Origin of the sequence: Streptococcus sp. Marseille-Q5855 (genome assembly GCF_946901985.1) — a bacterium.
In the GTDB taxonomy this organism is placed as follows: Bacteria; Bacillota; Bacilli; order Lactobacillales; family Streptococcaceae; genus Streptococcus.
On record NZ_CAMPPR010000009.1, the window covers coordinates 39,123 to 54,892 of the forward strand.

Annotated in this window: 12 protein-coding genes and 1 pseudogene; 11 read left to right on the plus strand and 2 right to left on the minus strand. The window is 37.0% G+C overall.

Annotation, left to right across the window (positions count from 1 at the left end; all coding sequences use genetic code 11):
- The first annotated feature begins 73 nt into the window (after positions 1–73).
- Positions 74–904: a type II restriction endonuclease gene (locus OC529_RS10630; protein ID WP_173233297.1), complete on the plus strand. Its 831-nt coding sequence runs from the start codon at positions 74–76 to the stop codon at positions 902–904.
- Between the two features lie 18 nt (positions 905–922).
- On the opposite strand, the gene OC529_RS10635 is transcribed toward OC529_RS10630, so the two are convergent.
- Positions 923–1,837, minus strand: coding sequence for a DNA adenine methylase (locus tag OC529_RS10635; RefSeq protein WP_050242102.1), 915 nt, complete (start codon positions 1,835–1,837; stop codon positions 923–925).
- 1,100 nt (positions 1,838–2,937) lie between these two features.
- On the opposite strand from OC529_RS10635, the gene OC529_RS10640 reads away from it, so the two are divergent.
- The 9 genes and pseudogenes from OC529_RS10640 (at position 2,938) to OC529_RS10680 (ending at position 13,215) form a co-directional block, all read left to right on the plus strand.
- The gene (locus OC529_RS10640) at positions 2,938–4,224 is read left to right on the plus strand and encodes a peptidase U32 family protein (protein ID WP_262082141.1); all 1,287 of its coding nucleotides are present in this window, start codon (positions 2,938–2,940) and stop codon (positions 4,222–4,224) included.
- A gap of 382 nt (positions 4,225–4,606) precedes the next feature.
- Positions 4,607–5,452: an ABC transporter ATP-binding protein gene (locus OC529_RS10645; RefSeq protein ID WP_262082142.1), complete on the plus strand. Its 846-nt coding sequence runs from the start codon at positions 4,607–4,609 to the stop codon at positions 5,450–5,452.
- A gap of 15 nt (positions 5,453–5,467) precedes the next feature.
- Positions 5,468–6,196, plus strand: coding sequence for a hypothetical protein (locus tag OC529_RS10650; RefSeq protein ID WP_262082143.1), 729 nt, complete (start codon positions 5,468–5,470; stop codon positions 6,194–6,196).
- Between the two features lie 380 nt (positions 6,197–6,576).
- Complete coding sequence (locus OC529_RS10655; RefSeq protein ID WP_001107500.1) at positions 6,577–6,786, plus strand: helix-turn-helix transcriptional regulator; 210 nt, start codon at positions 6,577–6,579, stop codon at positions 6,784–6,786.
- Complete coding sequence (locus OC529_RS10660; protein WP_262082144.1) at positions 6,776–7,264, plus strand: DUF6773 family protein; 489 nt, start codon at positions 6,776–6,778, stop codon at positions 7,262–7,264. Before OC529_RS10655 ends, OC529_RS10660 begins: the two co-directional genes overlap by 11 nt.
- 115 nt (positions 7,265–7,379) lie before the next feature.
- Positions 7,380–8,840, plus strand: a complete 1,461-nt coding sequence (locus tag OC529_RS10665) for a nicotinate phosphoribosyltransferase (protein WP_262082145.1) — start codon at positions 7,380–7,382, stop codon at positions 8,838–8,840.
- On the plus strand, positions 8,837–9,661 hold the full coding sequence (gene nadE, locus OC529_RS10670; RefSeq protein WP_262082146.1) for an ammonia-dependent NAD(+) synthetase: 825 nt from the start codon (positions 8,837–8,839) through the stop codon (positions 9,659–9,661). The genes OC529_RS10665 and nadE overlap by 4 nt, the downstream gene beginning before the upstream one ends.
- Positions 9,662–9,766: 105 nt before the next feature.
- Complete coding sequence (locus tag OC529_RS10675; protein WP_262082147.1) at positions 9,767–10,315, plus strand: GNAT family N-acetyltransferase; 549 nt, start codon at positions 9,767–9,769, stop codon at positions 10,313–10,315.
- Positions 10,316–10,997: 682 nt separating this feature from the next.
- Positions 10,998–13,215, plus strand: a pseudogene (locus OC529_RS10680) (PspC-related protein choline-binding protein 1).
- Positions 13,216–13,723: 508 nt separating this feature from the next.
- Here the strand turns inward: OC529_RS10680 and queA are convergent.
- On the minus strand, positions 13,724–14,752 hold the full coding sequence (gene queA, locus OC529_RS10685; protein WP_262082148.1) for a tRNA preQ1(34) S-adenosylmethionine ribosyltransferase-isomerase QueA: 1,029 nt from the start codon (positions 14,750–14,752) through the stop codon (positions 13,724–13,726).
- A 150-nt stretch (positions 14,753–14,902) separates the two neighbouring features.
- On the opposite strand from queA, the gene OC529_RS10690 reads away from it, so the two are divergent.
- On the plus strand, positions 14,903–15,610 hold the full coding sequence (locus tag OC529_RS10690) for a glucosamine-6-phosphate deaminase (RefSeq protein WP_000864588.1): 708 nt from the start codon (positions 14,903–14,905) through the stop codon (positions 15,608–15,610).
- The last annotated feature ends 160 nt before the right edge of the window (positions 15,611–15,770 follow it).

Sequence of the window (15,770 nt, forward strand, 5' to 3'; positions counted from 1 at the left end):
GGCTTTGAAATCAATGTTTCAGAGCCTTTAATTAAATAATCGCAAACAATTCGCAAACAAAGGAGCTGAGTAAATGACACCTTATACAGATAAAATAATTGATACTATTGCTAAGTATTTACCAAAAAATGAAAATGAATGGGAACTCGTTGGTTTTATAAACAAAAAGAAGGAAATCTACACGTTTGGGAGTGATTCAAAGATTATAGGTAGATTGTTTGAAGTTATAGCTTTTGAAGCATTGCAACGTTCAGCCAATGAATTGGGCTATACTTTACATGAATCTGAAAAACAAACTGTATACCCTGATTTTTATTTTAAAAAGCAAGATGGGCGAAAAATTGCCATCGATATAAAAACTACTTACAGAAGAAGCGAAAATACGAAATTTGGCTTTACTGGAGGTAGTTTTACAAGTTTTATGAGAAATGGAACAAAGAATATTGTAGGTCATTACTCTGATTATGACGGTCATTATATTTTAGGTGTTGTCTATACTCGAGAGACGAAACCAACTACTGGAAAAGTTAATTTTGAGAAATTAGATTCTATAATTCCTGCATATAAAAATATAGAAATGTTTGTTCAAGAAAAGTATAGAATATGTGGTGATAAGAAAGGTAGTGGAAACACTGATAATATTGGAACAATTACTTCAACATCCATTAATCCTTTTGATTATGGTGCAGGCCCTTTCTCCGTTTTAGGAGATGATGTGTTTAACGATTATTGGAAACATTACCCAAGATATACTGATACCCAAAAGGTAAAACAATCTTTATATAATAATCTTGAAGGATATTTTGAGTGGATTGCTAAAACTGATAAAACTAAATCGTTAGAATTAAAGAAACTGTATTCTAATTATTTAATTCAATATGATAAAACATTTAATAAAAAATAGAGCAGTTCGCTCTATTTTTTATATTTCAAAAAGGCTAATTTGCTCTTGTTCAGGATGCACTTCATTTAGGTTTGAATTAGATTCACTTATTACTAGGGCTTCTATCATTTTATTTCGATTAGATTCCTTTGCTCCTAAGTGATAAAAATGTTCAGTAGTTAACAACTTTCCATCCGTCCATTTTTCCATGTGGGTATTTTTTCTATACTGATTTTCGTACCACATACTAAAGGCGTATCCTGCTTTTCCTTTTTGAGTAAGTTCTGCGAGTAATGTCGCGTATTCTTCACTCCAAGAATCATAATATCCATCATATCGATCAATGTACGGAGGGTCTAAATAAACAAAGTCATTTTCTCCCATCATCTCAAATGCTTTAGTGAAAGGAATACAGATAAATTCCCAATCTTTACCCTTCATTATTTTTTCAATCCATGAAACTTGATTTACAATTTTTGTAATCAATGCTTTTTGAAATCTCTCTGGTTTTCGTCCAAAAGGGACATTATAATTACCTTTATTATTAAAACGTATCATTCCATTAAAATTGGAACGTTGTAAAAATAAAAAATCTAAAGAGCTATGTTCTTTATTAAATCTATCTCTAACTTCATAGTAATAAGATGTCTTATCAGCCGGAGTACTAGATAATTTAGTTGCTTCATTTTCTAAAAAAGTTCTAACTGTTTGAGCAGTAATCTTCTTTGATTGAATATCTTTGTAAAATTGAATGATATAGGGATTGGTGTCACTAAAAATAGCCTTCTGTGGTTCTAAATTAAAACCTACTACACCAGATCCCATAAATGGTTCAAAGTATGTTCCTTTACCATCCCACTTTATTGATTCAGCAATAAATGGAACTAATTTAGTTTTTATTCCTTGGATTTTAATAGGTGGTACTTTAGGTGTGATAATTTTTTTAGGTAACAATTGTAATTCTCCTCCCCTACTATATGTATTCTATTATAGCATTTTTTATACTTTTTTCTTCAAAAACTGATTATAAACTTCTCCTCTTCCTAAAATGTAAAGTTAAACGTATAAAATATTTAACACTACAAAAAATAGTCAAATAAATGTATTCTGCATTCAAAATTGATCTAAGCATTGTTGAACCTTCTTTATATAATTTCAATGTTGTAATTATTTCACGCCACTGTTATAAAATAAGTGTCGTGTTTTGTCGACACATAAAATTGAAATAAAAAAAATAGGCTTGAAGCCTAAATTTTTCCGTGACGCACTAAAAGAGAACCCCTCACTATCATTCTGATAACAAAAGAAGTGGTTACATAATTTGTTTCTGTATATAGAGGTAAAATCTTTTTTAACTCAGCAATATCATCAATAGTAGTTTGATTTACTTGTAAATCAGTTCGAGTTTTTGGGGCACTTCGTTCTTCAACTTGAGACCCAAATTTTAATACTTTATCCCAGTTTTGTTCAGCAGTAATTTTTTTAGAATCTAAATAAGCTTGATTTACGACAAACCCATTAGTAAGATGAAGATTATCAAATTCTCCAGTTGCTTTTATTTCTTTTTTTAGAGCATCGATACTATTTCGTGTTTCTATTGCTAGTCTAACAGCTAATCTTACTATATCACCACCTTTTTATTACTAATACTATTATACAAAAAATGTTGTGTTTTTGTTACACATTAATTTCAACTCTGCAAACAATAGAAATTAATTCTAATAAATTCTTATAAAAATAACTGAGTATAAATCCTTAATTTCACACTATATCGAACCTTATCAATTTAGAAAACAGTTGAGTGGGAATAGTCATCTAAGAACTAATTTATATAGTATAACGGGCCAGTATCTTTGGGTACTGGTTTTTTACTATATATGGATTTTTGACGACTTGCTAAGACTAGGTTAATTTTCGACAAATTAACAGTTAGTTTGTAAGCCTTAAAAGATTAGAATTGTCAAAACAATCTGTCTAGGCTTGATTTTATGGCTTATTTACTATAAAATGAGAAGGAAAAACGTCAAACTTTTATATTGCAAATAGGAGAAAACATGACAAAAACATTAAAACGTCCTGAGGTTTTATCACCTGCAGGGACTTTAGAGAAGCTAAAAGTAGCTGTTCAGTATGGGGCAGATGCTGTCTTTATCGGTGGTCAGGCATATGGTCTTCGTAGTCGTGCCGGAAACTTTACCTTTGAACAGATGGAAGAAGGTGTCCAGTTTGCGGCCAAGTATGGTGCTAAGGTTTATGTGGCTGCCAACATGGTTATGCACGAAGGAAATGAAGCTGGTGCTGGTGAGTGGTTCCGTAAACTACGTGATATCGGGATTGCAGCAGTTATCGTGTCTGACCCAGCCTTGATTATGATTGCAGCGACAGAAGCGCCTGGTCTTGAAATCCACCTCTCTACCCAAGCAAGTGCCACTAACTATGAAACTCTTGAGTTCTGGAAAGAGCTAGGCTTAACACGTGTCGTTTTGGCGCGTGAGGTTTCAATGGAAGAATTAGCTGAAATTCGCAAACGTACAGATGTTGAGATTGAAGCCTTTGTCCACGGAGCCATGTGTATTTCTTACTCTGGGCGTTGTACTCTTTCAAACCACATGAGTATGCGTGATGCCAACCGTGGTGGTTGTTCTCAGTCTTGCCGTTGGAAATACGACCTTTACGATATGCCATTTGGGAAAGAACGTAAGAGCCTTAAGGGAGAGATTCCAGAAGAATTTTCAATGTCAGCCGTTGATATGTCTATGATTGACCATATTCCAGATATGATTGAAAATGGAGTGGACAGTCTTAAGATTGAAGGGCGTATGAAGTCTATTCACTACGTATCAACAGTAACCAACTGCTACAAGGCGGCTGTGGATGCCTATCTTGAAAGTCCTGAAAAGTTTGAATCTATCAAACAAGACTTGATTGATGAGATGTGGAAGGTTGCCCAACGTGAATTGGCAACAGGTTTTTACTATGGTACACCATCTGAAAATGAGCAGTTGTTTGGTGCTCGCCGTAAAATTCCTGAGTACAAGTTTGTCGCTGAAGTGGTTTCTTATGATGACGCAACACAAACAGCAACTATTCGTCAACGAAACGTCATTAACGAAGGCGACCAAGTTGAGTTTTATGGCCCAGGTTTCCGTCATTTTGAAACGTATATCGAAGATTTACATGATGCCAAAGGTAATAAAATCGACCGCGCTCCAAATCCAATGGAACTCTTGACAATCAAAGTCCCACAACCTGTTCAAGCTGGAGATATGGTTCGAGCTCTCAAAGAAGGTCTCATCAATCTTTATAAGGAAGATGGAACCAGCGTCACAGTGCGTGCTTAATGTAGTTGTTTAGTTTTAAAAAATTATGCAAAGCTCCATATACAACACTTAAACGAGATTAAAGAATGGCGAAATCCCTTGATGTGCAAGGGATTAGCTGTCCTTTTTTATTTTTAAGTGATAAAGTCGGAGCTTAGGTATCAAAGTTTATCAAATTAAACAAAGAAGCGATGTCTTAGATATTTTGAAAAAAATTAATAAGCAGAAAACTCTTTATCATTTATGTGGTAGAGAGTTTTTTGTTAATAAAATTGCACAAAATGACATCTATATATTGCATTAAGTTAGATATATGATATAATGTTGTTAAAAAGAGGCGCAACTTTTTAAAATTAATGGGAATCAAAGAGAAAACCGAGAATATTAATGGAGGAATTGAAAAATGGAAGTTATAAATGTAAGTAAGCATTATGGTCATTCAATCATTCTCAAAGATATAAATTTTGCACTTAACAAGGGTGAAATTGTTGGTCTAGTAGGGAGAAATGGAGTTGGTAAGAGTACGTTGATGAAAATTCTTGTTCAGAATAATCAACCGACTTCAGGGAATATTATAAGCAGTGATAATGTTGGCTATTTAATCGAAGAACCAAAATTATTTTTATCTAAAACAGGTTTAGAGAATTTAAAATATTTGTCAAATTTATATGGTGTTGACTACAATCAAGAAAGATTTGGGAGTTTGATCCAAGAGTTAGATTTGACTCAGTCTATTAATAAAAAAGTTAAGACCTATTCTTTGGGTACAAAACAAAAATTAGCTTTGCTTCTAACTCTCGTTACGGAACCTGATATATTGATTTTAGATGAACCGACTAATGGTTTAGATATTGAATCATCACAAATAGTTTTAGCAGTTCTAAAAAACTTAGCTTTACATGAAAATGTGGGAATTTTAATATCGAGTCATAAATTAGAAGATATTGAAGAAATTTGTGAGAGGGTTCTTTTCTTGGAGAACGGGCTTTTGACATTTCAAAAAGTAGGAAAAGATAGTCATAATTTCTTGTTTGAGATAGCTTTTTCATCAGCTACAGATAGAGACATTTTCATTACCAAACAAGAATTTGGGGATATTGTTCAGGAAGAGGGACTGAGAATTACGATGTCTGGGAATATTCAAAGTAGTGAGCTTTTTAAATTTTTTAACGAAAACTCTATTAAAGTAGTTGATTTTGAAACTAAAAAAGAGACGCTTAAAGATATTTACTTAAATCGTTCAAAATAAAGGAAGGTTATAATCATGAAATTAAATAAATTGAATTTTCTTAAAGAAAATATAAGGGATTTATATTCATCAGGCGTAATATATCTCGGTTTGATTATCTCGTTTATACCGCCGATATTGGTTACATTCTTTATTCTAAATACTCAAGGGACATCACTTGGTATTAAGCATATTTCAAATTTTTATGCTATGCTCGGTATGTTAATGGCTGTTATACATGCTAACCGAATTATTAGCAGGGATTTTTCCCACAATACGATCAGTTTATTTTATAATCAACAGAAAAATCGGATGTTTTACGTCTTGTCCAATTTTCTATATGCCATCTCAGTTTCCATTATCTATGCTTTGAATGGTATTGTGTTACTAGTCATCGTAAGTAAATTGGGTGTTCCAGGTGATTTAGGATTAGATTTTATAGTAGCCATTGTAGTCAATACAATTTTGTTAGTCCTATTTTATTTTCTATTATCTTACATTTTCTATTTATACAAATTGAAAAGTGGCTTAGTATTTGGTATTTTAGTAGCTTTACTACTCTTTATCCCTAATATATTAAATACGATTATGATGAATACTAGTAATGATTTGTTTATCAAAGCAATTGAACTTCTTCCTTTTTATTCCTTACCTGTATTTGTGGCTTCAAATACGATGTCTATTAGTCAGTATCTTGTGGTAATCACTACAATCATCTTATTGTATTTTTTCACTCTCAAGAAAAGCAAGGAGTATTCATTTTAGTTTTATTTAGTATTATTTTGTAGACTTAAAATCTAGTAAAAAATCAGTCATCTTGCTATGCTCCTGCTCTTGCTGTTTACCACGTTTTTGACTTATACTAGACTCATTTCCAAAAGCATTATATAATAGTGATATGAAATCAACTAAATAAGAAATACAAGCAATCAAAACTCGCTTAAAAGACCCTACTAAAGCTAATACTAAACAAAAAATCAAATAGCAAACTAGGAAGTTTATTTCAAACAATCCAACATACTGATTTTAGGCTGAAGATAATATTGGAGTGCTAATTAATGAGGTTATAATAAATAGCTGACAGCTTGTGTTGGTTTTGGATTTTTTAAGAGTAGATGAGTATTAAAACTATAAGGAGGACGCAGGTGGCTAAAAATTTAAAATTAAAATTAGCTCGTGTAGAGCTTGATTTAACTCAAGGTCAACTGGCAGAGGCTGTGGGGGTGACGCGCCAGACTATTGGTTTGATAGAGGCGGGAAAATACAATCCCAGTCTCTCGCTCTGCCAGTCCATTTGCAGATGTTTAGGGAAAACCCTAGACCAACTATTTTGGGAGGAAGAAGATGGTAAATAAATTTATTCATTATCAATTACTTGACGAAAGAGAAGAACAACTAATCAATAAAGCTGGGGCAGAATCCTTTTCCCTCTTTATTGGGCTTGTACTTCTAAGCTATTTGGTGGCAGTGTTGGCTCCATCTCTTTTTAATTCGAATTTTCTAGTCTATACTCTGATAGTAGGAATTTTCTTCTTTTTCAATCGTGCCCGTTATCTGGGAGTGACCTACTATAGTCGTTTTCATTTTACGATTTTGGGTTGTTTTTTCCTAACCTTGGCTATTACGGCTCTTTTGATGTTGCAGAATTATCAATTCAACATAGAAATTTATCAGTACAATCCTTTGAACGTTAAATACCTATCTGCTTGGGCGATTACTTATGTCATTTACCTTCCATGGGTCTTTATTGGCAATCTTGGTCTGAAGAGCTATGGTGAATGGGCTCAGAAAAAGTTTGAACAAGATATGGATGAACTAGAGAGTGGTGAATAGCTTGTTACTCTTTTCTCAATACAGCCAAAATGTGTTATAATAGTACTAATTTATTGGAATACATGAAAGTTCTTGAAAATTTTCATGGGTTTCTAGCTAAGGAAGTAGGAAAAGTATGTATCCAGATGATAGTTTGACATTGCACACGGACTTGTACCAGATTAACATGATGCAGGTTTACTTTGACCAGGGGATTCACAATAAAAAGGCGGTTTTTGAGGTGTATTTCCGCCAGCAGCCTTTTAAGAACGGCTATGCGGTTTTTGCTGGTTTGGAAAGAATTGTGAACTATCTTGAAGATTTGCGTTTTTCAGATAGTGATATTGCCTATTTGGAGTCGCTGGGCTATCATGGGGCATTCTTGGACTACCTCCGCAATTTCAAGTTGGAGTTGACCGTTCGTTCTGCCCAAGAAGGAGACCTGGTTTTTGCTAATGAACCGATTGTGCAAGTTGAAGGCCCTCTAGCCCAATGTCAGTTGGTCGAAACGGCTCTTTTGAACATCGTCAACTACCAGACCTTGGTGGCGACTAAGGCAGCTCGTATTCGTTCAGTCATTGAAGATGAACCTTTAATGGAGTTTGGGACACGTCGGGCTCAAGAAATGGATGCGGCCATCTGGGGAACACGCGCAGCGGTGATTGGTGGAGCCAATGGAACCAGCAACGTGCGTGCTGGTAAACTCTTTGATATTCCTGTTTTGGGGACCCATGCCCATGCCTTGGTACAGGTTTATGGTAACGATTATGAGGCTTTCAAGGCTTACGCTACGACTCACAAAAACTGTGTTTTTCTTGTGGATACCTATGACACCCTTCGTATTGGTGTACCAGCTGCCATTCAGGTGGCGCGTGAGCTGGGTGACCAGATTAACTTTATGGGTGTGCGGATTGACTCGGGGGATATTGCCTACATTTCCAAGAAAGTCCGTCAGCAACTGGACGAGGCTGGATTTACAGAGGCTAAGATTTATGCTTCAAATGATTTGGACGAAAATACCATTCTCAACCTCAAGATGCAAAAGGCCAAGATTGATGTCTGGGGTGTGGGAACCAAGCTGATTACAGCCTATGATCAGCCAGCTCTTGGGGCAGTTTACAAAATTGTTGCAATCGAAGATGAAAATGGCCAGATGCGCAATACGATTAAGCTGTCTAATAATGCGGAAAAAGTGTCTACGCCAGGTAAGAAGCAGGTGTGGCGCATTACCAGTCGTGAAAAAGGCAAGTCAGAGGGTGATTACATCACTTATGATGGTGTGGATGTTGCCAGCATGACAGAAATCAAGATGTTCCATCCGACCTATACTTACATCAAGAAGACGGTTCGTAATTTTGATGCTGTGCCTCTCTTGGTGGATATCTTCAAAGACGGAAAATTGATTTACAACCTGCCTAGCTTGACTGAGATTCAGGCTTATGCTCGTAAGGAATTTGACAAGCTTTGGGATGAGTACAAGCGTGTGCTCAATCCGCAGCACTATCCAGTGGATTTGGCGCGTGATGTATGGCAAGATAAGATGGACTTGATTGACAAGATGCGTAAGGAAGCCCTTGGTGAAGGAGAAGAAGAATGAGTTTGCAAGAAACGATTATCCAAGAACTGGGCGTGAAACCAGTGATTGATGCCCAGGAAGAAATCCGTCGTTCCATTGATTTCTTAAAGAGATACTTGAAAAAACATCCCTTTCTTAAAACTTTTGTGCTAGGGATTTCTGGAGGACAAGACTCAACCTTAGCAGGACGTTTGGCTCAATTAGCTATGGAAGAACTGCGAGCAGAGACGGGCGATGATAGCTACAAATTTATCGCTGTCCGCCTGCCTTATGGAGTACAATCCGATGAAGCAGATGCTCAAAAAGCCCTAGCCTTCATCCAGCCAGATGTCAGCTTGGTAGTTAATATCAAGGAATCAGCCGATGCCATGACGGCAGCAGTCGAAGCGACAGGTAGTCCTGTTTCAGACTTTAATAAGGGCAATATCAAGGCACGTTGCCGTATGATTGCTCAGTATGCCCTTGCTGGTTCCCATAGCGGAGCGGTCATTGGGACAGACCACGCCGCGGAAAATATCACAGGTTTCTTTACCAAGTTTGGTGACGGTGGTGCGGATATTCTCCCTCTTTACCGCCTCAATAAACGCCAAGGAAAACAACTCTTGCAGGAACTTGGTGCAGACCCAGCCCTTTATGAAAAAATCCCAACAGCAGACCTAGAAGAAGAGAAACCAGGCCTAGCTGACGAAGTAGCCCTCGGAGTCACTTATGAAGAGATTGACGACTACCTAGAAGGCAAAACAATCAGTCCAGAAGCCCAAGTAACAATCGAAAACTGGTGGCACAAAGGCCAACACAAACGCCACCTACCAATCACCGTATTTGATGACTTTTGGGAGTAAAAAGGTCCGGTGGACCTTTTTAGCTTATTATCTTGAAATTCAAAAGCAAAGCAAATCTAAATGGAGATTGAATAGAAATCATATATCAGAAAGCGAGGCAGCATCATGAAAGCAATCGGTACGAAAATGTTACAGACAGAAAGTTTAATCTTGCGAAGATTTGTAGAAAGTGATGCAGAAGCTATGTTTCAAAATTGGGCTTCGTCTGCTGAGAATCTAACCTACGTCACTTGGGATCCCCATCCTGATGTCGAGGTCACTCGAAACTCCATTCGAAATTGGGTTGCCTCCTATACCAATCCTAACTATTACAAATGGGCCATTTGTCTAAAAGAAAACCCAGAGCAGGTGATAGGAGATATCAGTATCGTTGCAATAGATGAGAACGATTCTTCTTGTGAAATCGGCTATGTGCTAGGCAAGGCTTACTGGGGGAATGGTATGATGACAGAGGTCTTGAAAGCTGTCTTGGATTTTTGTTTTACTCAAGCAGGCTTTAAAAAGGTTAGAGCTCGATATGCCAGTCTCAACCCAGCTTCAGGTCGTGTTATGGAGAAAGCAGGGATGTCCTATCTACAAACCATTGTTAATGGTGTAGAGAGAAAAGGCTATCTTGCGGATCTTATTTATTATGGTATAAGTAGGGAAGACTAGTGAATTTTTTCTGTTTCTATCGAAGTCAACTATTTATTGTAAATATAATAATTGGCATTCCAAGTTTATTTGCAACTTTAAAATAGCATATTGATTAGTACAAGACAGATGTTCTAGTTCCTTCTTTAATCTTGTTTAGTATTAGTTAAAAAATCGCTTTAAGCTTGTAACTAAGAGGGAGCTAATCGACTAGATTCTCCAGCCGAACAGGTGGTAATATGTTTTTTATAGTGTAATCCTAGCTGTTGTTAAATTTAAAATAGAATCCTCTATCGAGTTAGGGAATTAAATTCCACCAATTTTATTTATGTTTCTCTATCAAAATATCTAACATTAAAATAGTCTCATTCTGATGAGAAAACTATTCGATTGCTACTGCATAGTTGTATAAAGAATGATGAAAGATGAGTGAAAATTATCAAGTTGGAATGTTTGTATCTAAATATATTAGCATGTATTTAGATAAGATGTCTGCGATCCTCTATATATGAGATTGATTACGATATAGTTAAAGTGTTAGTTCAATAATCGATATATAATTATAGGTTTATTTGATATATGGAACATATTGTTTAACATTTGCCAGAAAAGATGCTATACTAGAAGTAGTAACTTTTAGAAGGAGGATGTAATGGCAAAATCTAATACCAATAAGCGCTATGCATTACGTAAACTCGGAAAGATTTTTGGTTCTGTGATAATCGGGCTAACTTTATTTTTAGGAGGAATCCTGAATACAAGTTTTGTTCATGCTGATGGAACAGGAGTGACATTTATTAAAGACGATACCCGCCGTAAAGGAGAGGAACCGGAGACTGATGTTGATGAAGTAGGAAATATTATTGTTAAAGTTCCAGCTAAAGATAGCGTTGAAACAAAAGTAATTCCAATAGAAGCAGAATACGAAGCCGATCCTATGTTAGAAAAAGGGAAAAAAGTAGATGATCCAAATCGTCAAGGTAAACTAGGTATCAGAACTATTACTACTACTTACAGAATTGAAAATGGTAAAGCAGTAGAGGATACTTCTACAGAAAAAGTAACAACTCCTATGGAAAAGAAAATCATAAAAGTCGGAACTAAACCTACTGTTCGTGTTGGAGATATTGAATCAAAAGAAGTTAAGTTCGAAAAAGATTTAGAACATCCAAGAGGAAGTAACCCTGAAACTATACCTGGAGAAAATGGAACTAATGGAAATCACTACAACATACAAATTAGATACAAATACTGGAGAAGTCTCAGAACTAGAAACAACTGAAAAAATACTAACTCAGCCTACACCTACTGTTGTAAAAGTTCCAGCTAAAGATAAGGTAGAAAAACGCATCACCGAAAAAAGTACAAATATCCGTTTTGAAAAAGATGAAACTAAAGACCGTAGTGAAAATCCTGTTACAATTGACGGAGAGGACGGAACTATAACCACGACAACGACCTACGATGTTAATCCAGAGAATGGTCATGTTACCGAAAAGGTTACCGTAGAGAAAAAAGAAGCCACGGATACAGTTATCAAAGTTCCAGCTAAAAGTAAGGTTGAGCATAAAGTCCTTCCTACAGGTATCATCCGTTATGAAAAAGATGAGAGTAGAGACCGAGGAGCTTCTATTGAGATGGTTGACGGAGAGGATGGAACTATAACCACGACAAGAACCTATGATGTTAATCCAGATACTGGAAAGGTCACAGAAAAGGTTACTGTAGACAGAAAAGAACCGACAGACACAGTTATCAAAGTTCCAGCCAAGAGCAAGGTTGAAGAAGTTCTTGTTCCATTTGCTACTAAATATGAAGCAGATAATGACCTTTCTGCAGGACAGGAGCAAGAGATTACTCTAGGAAAGAATGGGAAAACAGTTACAACGATAACTTATGATGTAGATGGAAAGAGTGGACAAGTAACTGAGAGTACTTTAAGTCAAAAAGAAGACTCTCAAACAAGAGTTGTTAAAAAAGGAACCAAGCCCCAAGTTCTTGTCCAAGAAATTCCAATCGAAACAGAATATCTCGATGACTCAACTCTTGATAAAGGTCAAGAAATAGAAGAAGCAGGAGAAATTGGTGAAATTACGCTTACTACAATCTATACTGTAGATGAACGTGATGGAACAATTGAAGAAACTACTTCTCGTCAAATTACTAAAGAGATGGTAAAAAGACGTATAAGGAGAGGGACGAGAGAACCTGAAAAAGTTGTTGTTCCTGAGCAATCATCTATTCCTTCGTATCCTGTATCTGTTACATCTAACCAAGGAACAAACGCAGCAGTAGAATTAGCTAAACCAGTTGCTCCAACAACAGGTTGGAAACAAGAAAATGGTATGTGGTATTTTTATAATACTGATGGTTCCATGGCAACAGGTTGGGTACAAGTGAATGGTTCATGGTACTACCTCAACTCTAATGGTTCCATGGCAACAGGTTGGGTACAAGTGAATGGTTCATGGTACTATCTCAACTCTAACGGTTCCATGGCAACAGGTTGGGCACAAGTGAATGGTTCATGGTACTATCTCAACTCTAACGGTTCCATGGCAACAGGTTGGGCACAAGTGAATGGTTCATGGTACTATCTCAACTCTAACGGTTCCATGGTAACAGGTTGGGTACAAGTGAATGGTTCATGGTACTATCTCAACTCTAACGGTTCCATGGCAACAGGTTGGGAGCAAGTTGATGGTTCATGGTACTATCTCAACGATAATGGTTCCATGGAGACAGGTTGGCTACAAAATAATGGTTCATGGTACTACCTCAACAGCAACGGTTCTATGAAAGCCAATCAATGGTTCCAAGTTGGCAGTAAATGGTATTATGTAAATGCATCGGGTGAGCTAGCGATCAATACAAGTATAGATGGCTATAGAGTCAATGATAATGGTGAATGGGTGCGTTAACAGATTCCTCCCTGCGACACAATTGATAATAGTATGTCTGAATATATAATTATGTATAAAAAGCTATAGATAAGGTCATCTTATAGCGACTATAAAAAAGTGAACAAGCCTAGTCTTCTGTACATTAGAATTCAGGTTTGTTCACTTTTTGTTTAGTCTTTGATTTTGAGACTAAGGAGAGTCAGGGTCAAAGTAGTGAATGATTCTGAAACCACTCATAATAGTCTCTTGAGAGGACAGATAAGAGTAACAAATATGGTGCTACTCATGTATCTTGTATTTTGATTTACAAACAGCGAAGAAAATATAGGAAGCTGAAATAAAATATAGATGAATCGATTTGGAGAGTCAACGCAATCTATGGCAATATTTTCGCAGCTAGGGAGAAACATTTTAATTTTAATGTACTAGGCGTCTTCTACAGTTAGCTAGAGTTTCAATTGTAGATGTTCTTTGAAATAATATCTTAACGATTTATTGGTATTAGAAGATTTAGAGAAATTCTTTCTTAATAAATAAACATGGCGTCGCCAAAACTAAAGAAGCGATAGTGTTCTTGGATGGCATGGTGGTAGGCATCTAAGACTAATTCACGGCCTGCAAAGGCAGAAACCAACATGACCAGAGTTGATTTTGGTAAGTGGAAGTTGGTTGAGAAGGCATCCACGACCTTCCACTCATACCCAGGTTTGATAAAGATATTGGTCCAACCAGAATCTGCTTGGATTTGCCCCTCAAACTTGGAACCAATAGTCTCCAAGGTGCGGATAGAAGTGGTTCCGACAGCGATGACACGACCACCATTTTCCTTAACAGAGCGAAGGGTGGCAGCAGCTTCCTCAGAAAGTTGGTAGAATTCTGAGTGCATTTCGTGTTCGTCCAGATTGTCAACTGAAACGGGTCTAAAGGTTCCGAGTCCGACATGAAGAGTCAGATAGACTAGATGAACACCCTTAGCTTGGATTTCTGCCAGTAGTTCTTTGGTGAAGTGAAGACCAGCAGTAGGTGCAGCAGCAGAGCCACTTTCTTTAGCGTAGACCGTTTGATAGCGTTCACGGTCATCCAGTTTTTCGTGGATATAAGGTGGTAGCGGCATTTCACCCAGGCTTTCCAAGACTTCTAGGAAAATTCCTTGGTATTCAAAGCGGACAATGCGACCCCCGTGGGTCAATTCTTCCGTAACGACAGCGCTGAGACGGCCATCACCAAAGCTGATACGAGTACCAACCTTGAGGCGTTTGGCAGGTTTAGCTAGGACTTCCCACTCATCTCCAGCAGTATTTTTGAGCAGAAGAAGTTCCACATGACCTCCAGTTTCTTCCTTTTGACCATAGAGGCGGGCAGGGAGAACGCGGGTGTCGTTCATGACAAGGGCATCACCAGGTTCTAGCATATCAATAATAGAGTGGAAGTGTTTATCCTGCATTGCTCCCGTCTCACGATTGACGATGAGGAGTTTAGAGGCATCACGTTTTTCAAGGGGCGTTTGGGCAATCAATTCCTCGGGTAAGTGGAAATCAAAATCAGCTGTATTCATATATCTGTTTATTCTTTCTAAGTTCTAATCCTATCCATTATAACATGTTTCAAGTGTGGGCGCTCTTTTTTTAGAAATTAAATCGTTTTCACTTGACAAAAATTGGTCTATACCATATAATAAATATAGACAGAAATGGAGGATGAAAAGATGAAAGTTATCAAAGTTGAAAACCAAATCGAAGGTGGAAAAGTTGCTTTTGAGATTTTGAAGGAAAAATTGGCTAATGGTGCTCAAACATTGGGTCTTGCGACAGGAAGCAGCCCACTTGAATTTTACAAGGAAATTGTTGAAAGTGACCTTGATTTTTCAAATCTAACCAGTGTCAACCTTGATGAGTATGTAGGGCTTGATGGGGACAACCCTCAGTCTTACCGTCACTTCATGCAAGAAAACTTGTTCAACCAAAAACCATTTAAAGAAAGTTTCTTGCCTCGTGGGGTTAAGGATCATGCTGAAGCTGAAGTTGAACGCTACAACCAAATTTTGGCTGACCATCCAGTTGACCTCCAAATCTTGGGAATCGGTCGCAATGGACATATCGGATTTAATGAACCTGGTACTCCATTTGACAGTCAAACACATCTAGTAGAACTTGACCAGTCTACTATTGAAGCCAATGCTCGCTTTTTTGACAAGATTGAAGATGTTCCAACTCAAGCCATTTCAATGGGAATTAAAAACATCTTGGATGCCAAGTCAATCCTTCTCTTTGCTTACGGTGAATCGAAAGCAGAAGCCATTGCTGGAACAGTGTCTGGTCCAGTGACTGAGAACTTACCAGCAAGTAGCCTCCAAAACCACCCTGATGTGACCATCATTGCGGATGCTGAAGCGCTTAGCTTACTTGAAAAATAAAAAGCAATGTTCTATTGAACGCTTTCAACTCTTGTATAAATGTAAGAAAAAAGGTAAATTCCCAAACTAAGTTCCACCGCTAATCCAAGTGGAAGTTAGTCTGATAAAAATCGTAAAAACCAGTGGAAATCCGTGTCAGGGTAAGTTCCACTGGTTTTAA